Source organism: Arthrobacter sp. Ms25, assembly GCF_059090365.1.
In genome coordinates this window covers 150,698-166,776 of record NZ_JBNHFP010000003.1, presented here as the reverse complement: position 1 = coordinate 166,776, position 16,079 = coordinate 150,698, and the positions used below count along the sequence as shown (strand labels likewise).

Annotated in this window: 17 protein-coding genes; 11 read left to right on the top strand and 6 right to left on the bottom strand. The window is 65.2% G+C overall.

Annotation, left to right across the window (positions count from 1 at the left end):
• Positions 1-94 precede the first annotated feature (94 nt).
• From AC5RT8_RS08940 to AC5RT8_RS08930, 3 genes are all read left to right on the top strand, one after another.
• Entirely contained in the window at positions 95-595 is a 501-nt protein-coding gene (locus tag AC5RT8_RS08940; protein WP_494095359.1) for a DUF4383 domain-containing protein, read from the top strand.
• 124 nt (positions 596-719) lie between these two features.
• The gene (locus AC5RT8_RS08935; protein ID WP_494095358.1) at positions 720-1,289 is read left to right on the top strand and encodes a cysteine hydrolase family protein; all 570 of its coding nucleotides are present in this window, start codon (positions 720-722) and stop codon (positions 1,287-1,289) included.
• Between the two features lie 55 nt (positions 1,290-1,344).
• Positions 1,345-1,584 (top strand): DUF2630 family protein, encoded by a 240-nt coding sequence (locus tag AC5RT8_RS08930; protein WP_494095357.1) that lies wholly within the window; start codon positions 1,345-1,347, stop codon positions 1,582-1,584.
• 54 nt (positions 1,585-1,638) lie between these two features.
• On the opposite strand, the gene AC5RT8_RS08925 is transcribed toward AC5RT8_RS08930, so the two are convergent.
• From AC5RT8_RS08925 to AC5RT8_RS08910, 4 genes are all read right to left on the bottom strand, one after another.
• On the bottom strand, positions 1,639-1,926 hold the full coding sequence (locus AC5RT8_RS08925; protein ID WP_494095356.1) for a hypothetical protein: 288 nt from the start codon (positions 1,924-1,926) through the stop codon (positions 1,639-1,641).
• A gap of 5 nt (positions 1,927-1,931) precedes the next feature.
• Positions 1,932-2,846, bottom strand: coding sequence for a non-homologous end joining protein Ku (ku, locus tag AC5RT8_RS08920; protein WP_494095355.1), 915 nt, complete (start codon positions 2,844-2,846; stop codon positions 1,932-1,934).
• A 15-nt stretch (positions 2,847-2,861) separates the two neighbouring features.
• Positions 2,862-3,791, bottom strand: a complete 930-nt coding sequence (locus AC5RT8_RS08915; RefSeq protein ID WP_494095354.1) for a hypothetical protein — start codon at positions 3,789-3,791, stop codon at positions 2,862-2,864.
• A 112-nt stretch (positions 3,792-3,903) separates the two neighbouring features.
• The gene (locus AC5RT8_RS08910) at positions 3,904-4,542 is read right to left on the bottom strand and encodes a TIGR00266 family protein (protein WP_494095353.1); all 639 of its coding nucleotides are present in this window, start codon (positions 4,540-4,542) and stop codon (positions 3,904-3,906) included.
• A 248-nt stretch (positions 4,543-4,790) separates the two neighbouring features.
• Here AC5RT8_RS08910 and soxR point away from each other — a divergent pair, with 248 nt between their 5' ends.
• The 4 genes from soxR (at position 4,791) to AC5RT8_RS08890 (ending at position 6,826) form a co-directional block, all read left to right on the top strand.
• Positions 4,791-5,246 carry a redox-sensitive transcriptional activator SoxR gene (soxR, locus tag AC5RT8_RS08905; protein WP_494095352.1) on the top strand — a complete coding sequence of 152 codons (456 nt, stop codon included), beginning with the start codon at positions 4,791-4,793 and terminating at the stop codon, positions 5,244-5,246.
• Positions 5,247-5,323: 77 nt separating this feature from the next.
• A complete protein-coding gene (locus AC5RT8_RS08900; protein ID WP_494095351.1) occupies positions 5,324-5,875 on the top strand; it encodes a flavin reductase family protein in 552 nt (183 codons plus the stop codon).
• Between the two features lie 67 nt (positions 5,876-5,942).
• Positions 5,943-6,161, top strand: coding sequence for a PLDc N-terminal domain-containing protein (locus tag AC5RT8_RS08895; protein WP_494095350.1), 219 nt, complete (start codon positions 5,943-5,945; stop codon positions 6,159-6,161).
• Positions 6,162-6,199: 38 nt separating this feature from the next.
• Positions 6,200-6,826: a pentapeptide repeat-containing protein gene (locus AC5RT8_RS08890; protein WP_494095349.1), complete on the top strand. Its 627-nt coding sequence runs from the start codon at positions 6,200-6,202 to the stop codon at positions 6,824-6,826.
• On the opposite strand, the gene AC5RT8_RS08885 is transcribed toward AC5RT8_RS08890, so the two are convergent.
• Together AC5RT8_RS08885 and AC5RT8_RS08880 are read right to left on the bottom strand one after the other, a co-directional pair.
• A complete protein-coding gene (locus AC5RT8_RS08885; protein WP_494095348.1) occupies positions 6,823-8,034 on the bottom strand; it encodes a L,D-transpeptidase in 1,212 nt (403 codons plus the stop codon). The genes AC5RT8_RS08890 and AC5RT8_RS08885 overlap by 4 nt on opposite strands.
• A gap of 147 nt (positions 8,035-8,181) precedes the next feature.
• Positions 8,182-9,672: an SDR family oxidoreductase gene (locus AC5RT8_RS08880; protein ID WP_494095347.1), complete on the bottom strand. Its 1,491-nt coding sequence runs from the start codon at positions 9,670-9,672 to the stop codon at positions 8,182-8,184.
• Between the two features lie 166 nt (positions 9,673-9,838).
• Here AC5RT8_RS08880 and AC5RT8_RS08875 point away from each other — a divergent pair, with 166 nt between their 5' ends.
• From AC5RT8_RS08875 to AC5RT8_RS08860, 4 genes are all read left to right on the top strand, one after another.
• Entirely contained in the window at positions 9,839-12,484 is a 2,646-nt protein-coding gene (locus AC5RT8_RS08875) for an ATP-dependent DNA ligase (protein WP_494095346.1), read from the top strand.
• A gap of 39 nt (positions 12,485-12,523) precedes the next feature.
• Complete coding sequence (locus tag AC5RT8_RS08870) at positions 12,524-15,004, top strand: phosphoketolase family protein (protein WP_494095345.1); 2,481 nt, start codon at positions 12,524-12,526, stop codon at positions 15,002-15,004.
• Positions 15,005-15,092: 88 nt separating this feature from the next.
• Entirely contained in the window at positions 15,093-15,560 is a 468-nt protein-coding gene (locus AC5RT8_RS08865; RefSeq protein WP_494095344.1) for an SRPBCC family protein, read from the top strand.
• Between the two features lie 77 nt (positions 15,561-15,637).
• Complete coding sequence (locus tag AC5RT8_RS08860) at positions 15,638-16,078, top strand: GNAT family N-acetyltransferase (protein WP_494095343.1); 441 nt, start codon at positions 15,638-15,640, stop codon at positions 16,076-16,078.
• Position 16,079: the final 1 nt, after the last annotated feature.

Below are 16,079 nucleotides of genomic sequence, written 5' to 3'. Positions count from 1 at the left end.
TTCCCACCTTGCCCCAATTGTGCAACAGTTTAAAGTCCTGATCACCGAATCCTCCCGGTCCGGTCCTCCGGTGCTGCGGAGCAGAGGAGTTCTCATGGCATACTCCAGCTACAGTTCCGGCGGCCTCTCAGCGCGTAGGACCAGTGCGCAGAAAGCCGCCCTTGCCTTCGGTATTGTCTTCCTGCTGATCGGCGCCCTGGGGTTCATTCCCGGGGCCACCATCAATTACGGCCAGCTGTATTTTGCCGGTTACGCTTCGGAAGCCGCGCTTCTGGGTATTTTCCAGGTCTCGGTGCTCCACAACGTGGTCCACATGCTGCTGGGATTTGCAGGGCTTGCGATGGCCCGGCGGCATTCCTCCGCCCGGCTCTATTTGCTGGGCGGAGGCATTCTCTACGCTGTGCTCTTCATTTACGGCCTGCTCGTTCCGCTGGACTCTGATGCCAACTTCGTTCCGTTTAACACGGCGGACAATTGGCTGCACGCGGTCCTGGCCGTGGCGATGATCCTGCTGGGTATTTTCCTCGGCCGGCAGAGCGAGGGCGGGTCCTACCGGGGCAACCCCAATCCCGGCGAAGGGTCGATTCCCAACTAGGCCTTCCGCGCCGTGCGGTATCTGCAGGGCCGTTGCCGGGTTTGACCTGCGGCGGTGAGGTGCTGGCAGACTGGTTCCACGAGACCCGCCCGCCCCTGGGGGGTCTAGTCGAAAGGAACCTGAGTTGTCCGCCGCACTGATGGTCATTGACATGCAGAACGCCTACTTCGAAAGCCCTGAGCTGGCGAAACATCAGGAACGGCTGGTGGAAAAGACCAACGAGCTCATCGGCTGGGCGAAAGCCGCCGGTGTTCCGGTGCTGATGGTGTGCACGGAGCATGAGCGGGATAAGTCCACGTGGACGCTGAGCATGCTCGATGACGACCAGGGGTTCATCTTCAGCGGAAGCGCCCAGGCCGACTTCGTTCCCGGCCTTGATTACGCGGATCTCCCGCGTCTGGTGAAGACCCGTGACAGCGCCTTCGTAGGCACCGACGTCCTCCTGCGGCTGCGGAACTGGGATGTGGAAACCCTGGTCCTCGCCGGCGTCGCCACCCACAACTGCGTTGCGCAGACGGCTGCTGACGCCTTTGCGAATAATTTCCGGGTCCGGTTTGCCCGGGAGGCGCTGGCCTCCACGAATGACGAGTATGAAGAAGCCGTCCTGCGGGTGCTCTCGGATGAGTACCGCCAGCCCGTGGAGAGCAACGCGGACCTGAAGGACTTCTTCGCCGGCTGCGCCCCGCAGAGCTGACCGGACCCTGGAACCGCAGGTGGAAACCGGTGTCCGCCCCGGTTAGCGTAGGTGCATGGACACACAGGAAATTCAGCAACGGATTCAGGAACTTGTCGAGCAGGAACAGGCCCTCCGCGAGGAGGATCCCGGAGCGGAGCCCCAAAAGCACGCGGCGGAGCTGCGCCGGATAGAGGAACAGATCGACCAGTACTGGGATCTGCTCCGTCAGCGGCGGGCCAAGATCGACGCCGGCCAGGACCCGGACGAGGCGCAGGAGCGCCCCGTTGGTGAAGTCGAGGGGTACCGCCAGTAGGTTCCGGGGCCGGGCCCGGCGGCCCCTCCCGCAACCCGGCGCCCGCTGCCGCGCCTACTTTTTTGCTGCCGCGGGGGCCGGGTTCTCCCTGCCGGTGACCTGGCGCAGCAACGTAGCCGCGCCGACGCTTCGGCGGAACCCGCTGTCGCCGCCGAAGGTTTCCCCGAGCGCCCAGAGAATCAGGCAGCCTTTGCTGAGGCTCTTCAACAGTCCGGCATTGCGGGGGGTCAGTGCCATCATGGACGCCGCGCCGAACACCCCCCAGCCGATAAGGGGGCCGTTGGGCACCTTGAAGATGGTCTGCCGGCCGAACTGATCCGTGAAGAAATTGCGGGATGCCATGGTGTCTAGGCGCCTTTCCGGGTTTTAGCGGTGCTCTTTGAGTTCTTTGAGGTCGAGGTCCTGGACTTGGCGGGTGTCTTTTTGGCGCCTTCGTCGTCTTTGCCGGCCTTGTCGGTGCCGGAACCGCCCTTGGCGCCGCGGTTCTTCTCCACGCTCCGGCGCAGGGCCTCCATGAGATCCAGGACCTTGCCGCCTTCATCCTCCTCGGATTCTGAACCGAAGGTTTCCTCCGTGTCGAGTGAATCCCCCTGTTCGAGCTTCGCGTCGATGAGGGTTTTCAGCTGTTCCTGGTAATCGTCGGTGAACTCCGAAGGATCGAAGTCCCCGCTGAAAGAATCCACGAGGGCCGAGGACATTTCCAGTTCCTTGGCCGAAATGCGGACCTTTTCATCCAAGGAAGGGAAACTGGCGTCCCGGACCTCGTCCTCCCACAGCAGGGTCTGCAGGGTCAGGACGTCGCCGCGCACACGCAGGGCGCCCAGCCGGCTCTTTTGCCGGAGCGAGAACTGCACAATTGCCGTACGGTCAGTGTCCTCCAGGGTGCGGCGCAGCAGGACATAGGACTTTGTGGACTTGGAATCCGGCTCCAGGTAATACGTGCGGTCAAACAGGATGGGGTCCACCTGTTCACTGGGCACGAATTCCACGACGTCGATTTCCCGGCTTTTCTCCACGGGAAGGGAGGCCAGGTCCTCGTCGGTAAGGACCACGGTCTGCTCGCCGTCGTCGTATGCCTTGGCAATGTCCTTGTACTCCACCACCTCGCCGCAGATTTCGCAGCGGCGCTGGTAGCGGATCCGCCCGCCGTCCTTGCCGTGCACCTGGTGGAGGCTGACATCGTGGTCCTCGGTGGCGGCATAAACCTTGACCGGCACATTAACCAGGCCAAAGGCAATGGCACCTTTCCAGATCGCTCTCATGTAGTCCAGTGAACACTAACTTCCGGTTCCGTTGCCAGAGCCGGGTTTCCCTGCACGTGCCTCCAGGAGGCTCTTCCATAGCAGGCGGTACACGGTCGGATGGGAAAAATAGGCGGTGTGGGACTCCGGAAAGGGTTTGCCGGAGTGCACCTCGCTGTCCGATACGTTCATTTCCCGGCCGGCGAAAACCCGTTCAGCGCAGAAGGAAAGCAGGTCGCGTTCATCCCAGAAATTCACCCACGGAACGGCCGGGCCCGTGCCGCCACGCCCCGGCCCCAGATAGGCAAGGGCGTCGAGCAGGTAAAACCACGGAGCCGGGGAGCCCGCGGTGACCAGCAGGTCCGCCCGGATGCCCTCTGCCTGCGGGGAGCTGAGCAGGTCAACGGCCGCAACGGAACCGAGGCTGTGGCCGAACAGCACCACCGGCGCGTCCTGGTCCGTGCCGCGGAGGGCATCTGCAATGCTGGCGCGGGCTGCGGGACCGTGGCGCAGGTAGAAAGCGATTTTGCCGAAGAAGGTACCGGCGGCATCGGTCAGGCGGATCCGGTGCCTGATACCTGCGTCCGTGAGCACCCGCAGGACCAGATCCTGCAAGGTTTCCCCCAGGAAAGCAGCATCCGGGGCAGCGGGTGGAGCACCGGCTGAGGCTGCCTGCCTCAGCGGATCAGCGGCGCGAAGGTCCATGCCGAAGAGCGCCAGCGCCAGGGACGCGTCGGAGACGCCGGGTGGATCATCGGCCACATACCGCGGAGGAAGTGCCGGAGTGAAGCTGATGTCATCGGGTGTCCCTGCTGCCCAGTCAACCGCCAGCACGCGGTATTCGGACAACCCCGGCACCTCGGACGCCTGTTCCCGGATGCGGTCCGTCAGCTGCGGGTTGGGCCTGCCGGTCCCCGGCAGGAAGACCAGCGTGCCCGGCTTCTCTGAGGGGAACACAGGTTCCACGGCTGTCTCCTTCGCGACTGCGGCATCTCCGCCGGCTGCTGGAGCAGCGGTTTTCGCCGCGGTAGGGACACTTTTCCACGCCGCCGCTCCGGCCGCCAGTGCCGGGGCAGCGTCAGGCGACCGGACTAAAGACGCGGGTCTGCATGATGACATCACCCGGGCCCTGCAGATCCACGACGAGGCCTTCTCCGCTCTTGAGGGAGTTGAGGATGCCGGCCGACTTGCGGGTCCTCATCTGGACGCTCGATTCCCAGCCCACGAGGTGGCCGGTGTCGAGGGTGAACCCCTCACCTGCTTTCAGGGAGACAACATCCAGGGCGCCGTAGGAGGAAACCAGGAGGTTGCCCTGGCCGCTGACCCTCAGCACAATCAGGCCGGACCCGGAAAACATGCCGTTGAGGGAAGCATCCGGGCCTACGTCAAGGTTCCCGTCGTTGGCCAGCCAGGCGCCCTTCGTCAAACGGAACCCCGTCGCGTTGTCCACGGCCACGGAGACCACGTCTCCGACGGAGTTGGAAATGACATCCACCCAGCCGCCATGGGCGGGAGCAGTGAAAACCGTGGTGTGGAAGCTTTCTCCACCCATCATTTTCCCGAGGCCCTTCATGAACCCACCGTCGGCTTTGGCGGTAAGGGTGACTCCGTAGGAGTGGGCCATCATTGCCCCCGGCTGAACTTTTATGGATTCATTCGGAGCAAGAAAGCAGCGGGCGACGGCATAAGCCGGGCTATGGCGGATTTCTACTTGCACAATTACCTCTTAGCGGTCGAATTGAATGGCTTTCACCGGGAATGTTCCGAATCCTACGGGAAAGGTTTCCGGAAACCGGCGTTTGTGGGGAAAGTTTTGTGCCGGATTGTTCGCGGTTGAAACATTGCTCCGGCGGATTCCTTCCGATCCGTCCAGCCCCCGCCCCGGCACGTGGAGGCACCCCCGCCCCGGCGCGCGGAGACGCCCCTCGAAGGCGGATAATGGGTGCAGTCAAGGAAGGCGGTGCCATGGAAACGACACCCGGAACCGGCCCGGCCCGCGTTGAACTTTCCGTGGGGCAGGTGGCCGAACGCAGCGGGGTCAGCGTTTCCGCTCTGCACTTTTACGAGCGGCAGGGCTTGCTCTCCAGCCGCCGGACCCAGGGGAACCAGCGGCGCTATGACCGTTCGGTGCTGCGCCGGGTAGCCGTGATCCGCGCCGCACAGCAGGCCGGCATTCCTCTGGCCGTCATCAACCGGGCTTTTGCGGAGCTTCCCCCGGACGGCGTGCCGGACCAGGCCGACTGGCAGCGGCTTTCGGCAGCCTGGCAGCAGGAACTCAATACCCGCATCCGCCATCTGCAGGCACTGCGGGACCGGTTGGGCGGATGCATCGGCTGCGGCTGTCTCTCATTGGCGCAGTGCCGGTTCGTGAATCCCGACGATTCCGGCACCGGCACCGGCGCACGAGCGCTGGATCTCTAAACGATTTGACCTCAACTAAGGTTGAGGTTCTAGCGTTGTGGAATACCCCTGACGGGTTGATCTGCGGAAGGACACTAATGACGCGGGATACGGCTCTGTGCGAGCGGAATGTGACGGATGCATTCAAGGACGCCTTTCGGGCACATCCAGCGGGTGTAGCCATTATTACCGCCGGCGGCGGCAGCGGTCCGGTGGGCCTGACCGCCTCTTCGGTTTCCTCCGTGTCGGCAGAACCGCCGATCCTGTCCTTCTCCCTGGCCTCGACGCAAGGGACGGCCGGCGTAATTGCCGGATCCGAGACCGTCGTCGTCCATCTCCTTGGAGCCGCGAATGCGTCACTGGCGGCACTGTTTGCCCGCCAGGGCGCAGACCGGTTCGGCTCCACGCCAATCCGGATGCTTCCCGGCGGCGAACCTGTCCTGGAGGAAGCCCCCGTGGCGCTGCGGTGCCGGATCGAGGGCAGGATCCCCGTGGGGAGCTCCGTCCTGATTGCCGCCACCGTCCTGGAGATCCTGCCCGGCAATACGGACCAGGAGCCGCTCGTCTACCACAACCGGACGTATCACCGCCTTGGCGGGCACTCGGTGCTGGGCTCGGCAGGGCAGGTTGCTGCTCCAAGCGGCCAGTAGCGGATAATCGGGGTTAGGACCCGTCCGGCGACTGCCGGCGGGAAGCGACCCGCCGGGAGGCACGGCCATGGCCAAGAAAAAACTTCGGGATCTGAGCAGCGGACAGAAAAAGGGGCTCGGTGCCCTGACCGGGCTTCAGGTCCTACTCGCGGCGGCCGCACTGCGGGACCTGAAGCGACGCCCGAAGGACCTCATCCGGGGCCGGCGTGGATGGTGGATGGCTGCATGCGGCATCAACTTCGCCGGCCCCATCGCGTACTTCCTCTTCGGCCGGAAGTCCGCCTAGGCATGGTGCGTTCCCGAAAGGCCGGAACACAACCGCCGGTGCTTGAACCGGTCCGGCTGCAGGATCTCTCCGACGGCGCTGACGTCGCGGTAGGCAGCCATCAGGAAGCGGTCGCCTGGGACGGAACATCTTTCGCCGGAGCTGAGCTGCGCGGAGCGGTGTTCTCTGAATGCAGCCTCACCGGGGTCAGCATGGACAACGCCGACCTCACCGCCGCCCGGTTCCTGGAATCAACGTTGCAGGACCTGTACGCACCCGTTTTCAGGGCAGCGAAAAGCGCTTTCAAGGACGTGGAAATCTCCAATCCACGCCTGGGCTCCGCCGATCTTCACAGCGGAATCTGGAACTCCGTCCGGATTGAGGGCGGCAAGATCGACTTCCTTGACCTGCGGGACTGCAGCTTGACCAATGTGCTGGTCTCGGACTGCATTATCGGGGAATTGGACCTCGAAGGCGCCCGCCTGAAGCGGGTGGCGTTCCGGAACTGCCGGATCGATTCGCTGCTGCTGGGCGGCGGCACGGCGGAGGACGCGGACCTGCGCGGATCCGAATTCCGGAGCGTTGGGAAAATGGACGGACTGAGGGGCTTCACCGTGGACGAACAGCAGCTTTTGCAGTTGGTCCCGCTGCTCGCGGCCCAGCTGGGCCTGCGCGTGGAAGCCTAGGGCTGGCCCGCGTACTGGTCCCAGGGAATGTTCCAGTCGCCGTAGCCGTCATCAATGGAGACCGGCCCGGCTTCGGTGTTCAGCACCTGCACCACATCTCCGGCATCGAAGGTGTCGTAGAAGTACTTGGCGCCCTCGGCGGACATTCCTACGCAGCCGTGGGAAACGTTGATCCGCCCCAGGGCACCCACGGCACCGTCGAGCGCCTGGTGGACGAAGACGCCGCTGCTGGTCAGGCGGCTGGCCCAGGACGCGTCAAACGGTTCGTAGTAGTCGGGATCTCCGGGGGAGAGCCCGATGCTTTCGGCGCGGAAGGGCAGCTTCTCATGCTGGCTGACGACAACCTGGTAGCCGGACGGCGAGGGCCAGGTCGGCTCGCCGAGGGTGACCGGGAAGGTCCGGACCAGCTGCCCGTCGAGGAAGACCTGCATGGTCTTGGTGGCGTTATCCACCACGGCAAGGCGGGTGTTGTGCGTGTTGAACGTGCGGGTCTCGTTGAAGTTGCCGATCATGCCGTTGCCGAAGTCCACGCCGAACAGCTGCATGTCCACGGTAACGGCGCTGTTGGGCGCCCAGAAGGCTTCCGGCCGGTAGCGGACCCGGTTGTCCGTAATCCAGAAGAACGCTCCGGCCTGGCCGGAGGTGCTGGTCACCGTGATGGCCTGCTCCACCGCGTCCTTATTCGTAACGGGTTCGCTGAAGGTGATGTCGATGGGCTGGCCCACGCCCACACTCGCGGCGTCCTGCGGGTACATGAAGGCATTTGCCTCATTCGCCGGGAGCACGGTTTCAAAGCCGTGTCGACGCGTGGTTTCCTTGCCGGCGGAATCGGTGAGCACTACTTCCATGCCGTATTTGGTGTTGAACGCCAGTGGAGCATCGGCGGTCCAGGTGGCTCCGTCGGCGGACAGCACGCCGGAAACGGGTTCCCCGCCGGCCTCCGGCTTCAGCGTCACCTTCTCGATCTCCCCGTTGACGGCACTGACGGAGGGAGCATCTGCCGGGTTGACGCCCACGGCACCGTCAGCCGGCGTGGTGGTGATGGACACCGGGGCGGCCTGGACAGAGGGCGTCGCCGACGATGAAACGCCCGCCGAAGGGGCGGTGGAATCCGCTGGCCCGGCGGAGCAGGCAGTTCCTCCACCCACAACCAGAACGGCCGCTACGGCCACGGCCATCGGCCACTTGCGGCTCTTTTTGTCCTGCACAGCCAGGTCCCCTCAAAGTATCCACCGGGGCCGTCAGGCAGACGGAAACCGGCACTATGGCAGATGAGCCGGCTGGTCCGGCGCCTATTATCCTACCGATGATATTAGCTTCTGAGGATATCCGGGACACCGTTACTGAATTGCCGCTTATGCCGTCGGCGCAGGACCCTCCAGCCGCGCTGCCTGCCGGGTGATGTTTTTCGCCATGGAGGGAAAGATCAAACCGTGGAAGGGTGCAATAACCCACCAGTACAGTTTCCCGGCAAGCCCTTTCGGGAAATAAATGGCCCGCTGCCGGTACATGCTTCCACCTGCGCCGTCCGGGTCCACGCGCATTTCCAGCCAGGCCTTGCCCGGGACCCGCATCTCGGCGCGTAGCCGCAGCAGGGTCCCGCGCTCCAGCAGTTCCACCCGCCACCAGTCCACCACGTCACCGGTGAACAGGGTGGTGGGATTGCGCCGGCCGCGGCTCAGGCCGGCCCCGCCCACCGTCTTGTCCAGGATTCCGCGGATGGCCCACGCCATGGGCAGCGAATACCAGCCGTTACGGCCGCCCACCCCTTCGATGACCTGCCAGACCGCGGCCGGGTCCACCGAGGCGCGGCGCTGCCTCGAGTCCACGTACACGGTCTGGCCCGCCCAGTCCGGATCGCTCGGCAGGGGATCGGAGGCGAGATCGGACGACGCCGAGGCGTTGGCCCAGGTGGTCTCCACCTCGCCGCGTTTCTCCTTGCCCAGGGCCCGCCGCACGGCGTCGTGGTAGTCCGTCAGCCCGCCGTTGGGCAGCGGCACGAAGCGGTCAATGTCGTGTTCCTTGGCCACGGCGTCATGCTGCAGGGATTCAACCAGCGGCAGCGACATGGCCCGCGGAATGGGCGTCACCAGGGCCACCCACAGGCCCGCCAGCCGCGGGGCGGGCAGCGGCAGCGCGTAGATGCGCCGGCGGGGCAGCCCGGCCTCCTCCGCGTACCCGTTCATGATTTCCGCGTAGGTGAGGACTTCGCGTGAGCCGATGTCGAAGGTGCGGTTCACATCAGCGGGAATGTCCACCGCCCGCACCAGATAGTGCAGCACGTCCCGGACGGCAATGGGTTCGATCCGGCGCCGCACCCAGCTCGGTGCCGGCATGACGGGCAGCGTTTCCGTTAGGTGCCGGATCATCTCGAAGGACGCGGACCCTGACCCGATGACGACGCCGGCCTGGAACACCACCGCCGGCACCTCGCCTTCGAGGAGGATGCGCCCCACTTCGGTCCGGGATTTCATATGGGGCGACAGCTCGCCTTCGGGGTGCAGTCCGCCCAGATACACGATCCGCTGCACGCCGGCTTCCGCAGCGGCATCGGCCACCAGATGCGCAATGGCCGACTCCTGGTCGCTGAATCCCTTGCCGGAGGCCATGGAATGCACCAGGAAATACAGCGTGTCGATGCCGGTGAAGGCTTTTGCCGCGGATTCCCGGTCGGAAAGGTCACCCTGGACAATGTCGACGTCCGCTGCCCACGGCACATCGGAAAGCTTTTCGGGGGAGCGGGCCAGGACCCGGACGCTGTGACCGTCCTCGAGCAGCAGCGGAACCAGCCGCCCGCCGATGTAGCCGGTGGCACCGGTGACCAGGACCTGCTGGCGTTCTGTCATTTTTCCAACATACACACGCGTTGCCCCCGGTGGTCAGGTCCGTGCGATGCTCTGCGCGAAACGTAGTGAAGGTCGCCGGTGCCGACCACGGCACTTGCGCGGCAAATTGATAAGCCCCCTGATGAAATACTGGCATTTGTCCGGCATCCCGGTAAGACTAGGGGGCATGGCGACAGGTGGAGGAAAGAACTCGGAAACCGTCAGCGTGGAGGGGCACCGGCTCCGTCTCACCAACCTGGACAAGGTGCTGTATCCGGAAGCGGGCACCACCAAGGCGGACGTGATTGCCTACTATGCCGCCGTGGCCGAGTACATGCTGCCGCACTCGCGCAACCGTGCGGCGACCCGCAAGCGGTGGGTGCACGGCGTGGGGACGCCGGAGCATCCCGGACAGGTGTTCTTCCAGAAGAACATTGAGGACTCCGCGCCGTCCTGGGTGAAGCGGTTCCCGATCGAACACAAGAGCGGCACCAACATCTATCCGCTGGTCAACGACCTGGCCACGCTGACGTGGCTGGCCCAGTCCGCAGCACTGGAAATCCACGTGCCGCAGTGGCAGTTCGGTCCCCGCGGGAAACTCGGCAACGCCGACCGCATGGTGCTGGACCTCGACCCCGGCGAAGGCGTGGGGCTGGCCGAGTGCGCCGAGGTGGCCCGCCTGGCCCGGGCCATCCTCTCCGATATGGGTCTGGATGCCCGGCCCGTGACGAGCGGCTCCAAGGGTATCCACCTCTACGCCGCACTGGACGGCAGCCAGAGCTCCGACGACATCAATGCGGTGGCCCATGAACTGGCCCGCGCCCTGGAAGCCGACCATCCGGATTTGGTGGTCAGCGACATGAAGAAGACGCTTCGCAAGGGCAAGGTGCTGGTGGACTGGAGCCAGAACAACGGCAACAAGACCACCATCTGCCCTTATTCGCTGCGCGGCCGGTTCACTCCCACGGTGGCTGCACCGCGGACCTGGGAAGAACTCGAGAATCCGGATCTGGCGCAGCTGGACTACACCCAGGTCCTGGACCGTATCCGCGACGGGGCCGAGCCGCTCGCCGGCATGGAAAGCGGTGCCTTCGACGGGGAGGCGCTGGAGGAAGCCACGGAGGCATCCGACGAGGCATCCGGTGAGGCTCGGTCCGCCGGCGGCGGCGCGGACCGGCTGACCAAATACCGGAGCATGCGGGACGCTGCGAAGACACCGGAGCCGGTTCCGGAGGAACCGTCCACCCCGTCCGAAGGCAACAGCTTCGTGATCCAGGAACACCACGCCCGCCGGCTGCACTGGGACTTCCGGCTCGAACACGACGGCGTGCTGGTGTCCTGGGCGCTGCCCAAGGGCCCGCCGTCGACCTCCGGAAAGAACAACCTGGCCGTACAGACTGAGGATCATCCGCTGGATTACGGCACTTTTGAGGGACATATTCCCAAAGGGGAATATGGCGGCGGGGACGTCACCATCTGGGATCACGGCACCTATGAGCGGGAGAAATGGCGGGACGGCAAGGAAGTCATCGCCGTACTGCACGGCCAGCCCGACGGCGGCCTGGCCCGGGAAGGTGCCGCCGACCGCCGCTACGCGCTCATCCATACTGGTTCGGGCGGGGACAAGGCGAACAACAACTGGCTGATCCACCTCATGAAGGACCAGCCGAAGCCGGGGGAAATGGGAAAGCCCGAAGTTCCGGAGTCCACCGCTGCTCCCTCGGGCGGGCCCGCGGATGCGCCGGAATCGCCCACGGAGTCGGTGGCAGCCGCAGCCCGGACCCGGCCGGCCACGGCTGCCGCCCCGGCGAAAACCTCGTCCGTGGACACCGCGAAAGTGGCCCGCGACGCGAAAGAGGCATCGGTGCCCTCGCTCGAGCCGATGATGGCCACGCTCGGCAGCCGGGCCGAGATCAATGACGACGACGAGTGGGCCTTCGAGATGAAATGGGACGGTGTGCGTGCCGTTGTCACGGTGACGCCGGAAGGCACCCGGCTGATCTCCCGCAACGGCAACGACATGACGGCCGCTTATCCGGAGCTGCAGGACCTCAGTGCACACCTCAACGGCGAGCGTGCCGTGCTGGACGCCGAGATCGTCGCGCTTAACAAGGCGGGGCGCCCCGACTTCGGGCTGCTGCAGCCCCGCATGCACCTGACTCGGCCCCGGGACATCGCCGCCGCCGCGGGACGAACGCCCGTGCACCTGATGGTTTTTGACCTGCTCTGGCTGGACGGGAACTCGCTGGAGGACCTCACCTATGAGCAGCGCCGGGAGATCCTCGAGCAGGCGGTGGAACCCGTCCCCGACGGCCACCTCCAGGTTCCTCCCGCCCTGGACATGTCCCTGGACGAGGCGGTGGCAGCCAGCAGGGAACTGCAGCTGGAAGGCGTGATGGCCAAGCGCCGCAGCAGCACCTATGCCCCCGGCCGGCGCTCGAAGAACTGGCTGAAACTGAAGAACCAGCTCACCCAGGAAGTAGTGGTGGTCGGGTGGCGCCCCGGGCAGGGCAACCGGCAGAACAAGGTCGGCTCCCTCCTGGTAGCCGTACCGGACGGTGTCGACCTGAAGTACATCGGCCGGGTGGGCTCCGGCCTGAGTGAGAAGGACCTCGCCACCATCGGTCCTCGCCTGAAGAAAATGTCCCGCAAAACGGCCCCGCTGGACGATGTGCCGTCCGCCGATGCCTCCGACGCCCAGTGGGTGCGGCCGGCGCTGGTGGGAGAAGTGACCTTCTCCGAGCGCACCGGCACCGGAAAACTGCGCCATCCCGTCTGGCGCGGCCTGCGCCCGGATAAGAAACCGTCCGACGTCGTGGTGGAATCCGTCTAACCGCCCGCCACGGCGACACCGACTGGAAAGGATCCTCAGATGACCGAGACCAGTGCCGCCTCCGCGGAGCGCATCCCCGGTACCGAACCGCATTCCGACAGTGCCCTGGACGGCGTGGATGCCTGGTGGCGGGCAGCGAACTATCTTTCCGCCGGGCAGATCTACCTGCGCGATAATCCGCTGCTGCGCCGGCCGCTGGAAGCCTCCGACGTCAAGGCCCGGCTGCTGGGCCACTGGGGGACCACCCCCGGGCTGAACTTCATCTACGCGCACCTGAACCGGCTGATCCGCGAGCAAAAACGCAACGTCCTGCTCATTACCGGACCCGGACACGGCGGACCGGCGAATGTTGCCAATGCCTGGCTGGAAGGCACCTATTCGGAGATCTACAGCCACGTGGGCCGCGACGAAGAGGGCCTGCGCACCCTGTTCCGGCAATTCTCCTACCCCGGCGGAATCCCCAGCCATGCGGCGCCGGAGACTCCCGGTTCCATCCACGAAGGCGGGGAACTGGGCTATTCCCTGGCCCACGCCTACGGCGCGGTCTTCGACAACCCGGATCTGGTGGCCGCCACGGTGATTGGCGACGGCGAGGCCGAAACCGGCCCGCTGGCCGCCAGTTGGCATTCCAACAGCTTCCTCGACCCGGCCGTGGACGGAGCGGTGCTGCCCATCCTGCACCTGAACGGCTACAAGATCGCCAACCCCACCATCCTGTCCCGGATGCCGGAGGAGCAGCTGCTGAAACTGCTCGAAGGCTACGGCTACCGCCCCTACGTGGTGACGGTGGAGGATCCCGCTGCCGTCCGGCAGGCGCACGAGGACTTCGCAGCAGTGCTGGAGACCTGCCTGGCGGAAATCACCGCAATCCAGGCGCCGTACCGCACCGGACAAATGGCCGCCGTAACCCCGGACATCCCCGGCGCTGACGCGATGGAGCAGCACGCTCCGCGCTGGCCGATGATCGTGTTCCGCTCGCCCAAAGGCTGGACCGGACCCGGCGTGGTCGACGGGCTGCCGGTGGAAGGCACCTGGCGGGCCCACCAGGTGCCGCTGTCCGAAATACACGACAATCCCGAACATCTGGCCCAGCTGCAGGAATGGCTGCAGTCCTACCGGCCCGATGAACTGTTTGACGCAGACGGCCGGCTCGTCGACGAGATTGCCGCGCTGGCCCCGGAAGGGGACCTGCGGATGAGCGCGACGCCGTACGCCAACGGCGGGCGGCTGCTGCAGGACCTGCACCTGCCGGAGTATGCCGACCACGCCGTGAAGATCGACCATCCGGGCTCGGAACGCGTCAGCCCGATGTTTAACCTTGGTGGCTACCTGCGCGAAGTGATCCGGAAAAACCCATCCAATTTCCGAATTTTCGGCCCGGACGAAACCGCGTCCAACCGGCTCCAGGCCGTCTACGACGTCACGGACAAGGCCTGGCAGCAGCGGATTGACGAACTCGACGAGCATCTGGCCCGCAGCGGCCGCGTGGCGGAGGTGTTGAGCGAGCACCTGTGCGAGGGCTGGCTGGAGGGGTACCTGCTGACCGGCCGGCACGGTGTGTTCAACTGCTACGAGGCTTTTGTGCACATTGTCGATTCCATGTTCAACCAGCATGCCAAGTGGCTGAAGGTCAGCCGGTCCCTGAGCTGGCGCCAGCCCATTGCGTCGCTGAACTTCCTGCTCTCCAGCCACGTCTGGCAGCAGGACCACAACGGGTTCTCCCACCAGGACCCCGGCTTCATTGACCATGTAGTGAATAAGAAAGCCGAAGTGATCCGGGTCTACCTGCCGCCGGACGCCAACACCCTGCTGGCCGTGGCGGGGAACATCCTGGCCAGCCGGGACCGGGTCAACGTGGTGGTCTCCGGCAAGCAGCCGGCCCCGGTGTGGCTGGATCCGGAGCAGGCACTGCTGCATGTGGAACGCGGCATCGGCATCTGGGACTTCGCCGGCAGCGAAGGTTCCGGCACCGGCGTCCGGACCGAACCCGACGTCGTCATGGCCTGCGCCGGCGACGTGCCCACGCTGGAAACGGTGGCGGCTGCGGCGCTGCTGAAGGACCAGCTGCCGGAACTGAAAATCCGGGTGGTTAACGTGGTGGACCTGATGGTGCTGCAGGATCCGCGCGAGCATCCGAATGGACTGCCCGACCGTGACTTCGACACGCTGTTCACGCAGGATAAGCCCGTGATTTTCGCCTATCACGGCTATCCCTGGCTGATCCACCGGCTGACCTACCGGCGCACCAACCACGAGAACCTGCACGTGCGCGGCTACAAGGAGGAAGGCACCACCACCACGCCCTTCGACATGGCCATGCTGAACCAGATTGACAGGTTCCAATTGGCCATCGACGTGCTGGACCGGGTAGCGTCGCTGAGATCGACGCAGGCGTCCTTCCGGCAGCATTTGCAGGACGAACGGGCACGTGCCCGGCAGTACACCCGCGACGAAGGGCAGGATCCGCCGTACATCACCGGCTGGAACCTGCAGGAAGCAGAGCAGGACACGCCCGGCTAAGTTGGGCGCGGTACGCACAGGCTTCGGCGCCGGCCCACCGGCCGGCCGCCGTGGAAAAAGTACGATCCATCCATCGAAGGAGAGTTTCTTGACCACTGATCAGACGAGCGTTGTAGTTTCCCGGGTCATCGATGCCTCGGCAGCGGACATCTTCAACCTGCTGTCCAACCCCGAACGCCACCACGAGCTGGACGGTTCCGGCATGGTGGTTTCGGACGAGAAGACCGACCGCATCACCGCATCCGGCCAGGTCTTCACCATGAACATGCACAACGAGAAAATGGGCGACTACCAGACGGACAACCACGTCACCGGATACGACCACAACAAGATCCTCGCCTGGCAGACCGCTCCGGCCGGCACCGAGCCCAAGGGCTGGCAGTGGGTCTGGGAACTGCAGCCGGAGGGTGCTGACTCCACCGAGGTCACCCTGACCTATGACTGGTCCCACGTCACGGACAAGGACACCCTGAAGCAGGTCTCCTTCCCGATGGTGTCCAAGGACGACCTCGAGGAATCCCTGAACAAGCTCGCCGCGGCGGTTTCCGGAGCCTAGGGGCTTTTAGAACGTACGACGGCGGCCGGTGCCTTCCTTCGGGAGGGCACCGGCCGCCGTCGTTGTAGGGTGGCGCCATGATCCGGAAAGCCACACCGCGGGATGTCCCCGAGCTCGCACGGCTCCGGGCAGCTTGGACGGTTGAAGCCGGTGGGGATGAGCCGGCGGACACGGCCTTCGAGGGTGCCTTCCGCAGCTGGCTGGCGGCCAACCCGCGGACCTTTTTCGTAGCTGACGACCCGTCGGGGCACCTGATCGGCATGCTAAACCTGTCGGTCTTCGAACGCATGCCGAAACCCGGCAAACCGACGTCCGTCTGGGTCTATCTGGCCAACGCCTATGTGCTGCCCGCGAACCGCAATGCCGGAGTGGGCGGTGCGCTGGTGGAGACGGCCCTGGCCTTTGCCCGGAGCATCGGGGCGGCCCGGATGGTCACCGCACCCTCTGATGCGTCAAAGGACTTCTATGCCCGGCACGGCTTTGAAGCGGCGGAGGAACTGGCGGTGTACCGCTTCTGAC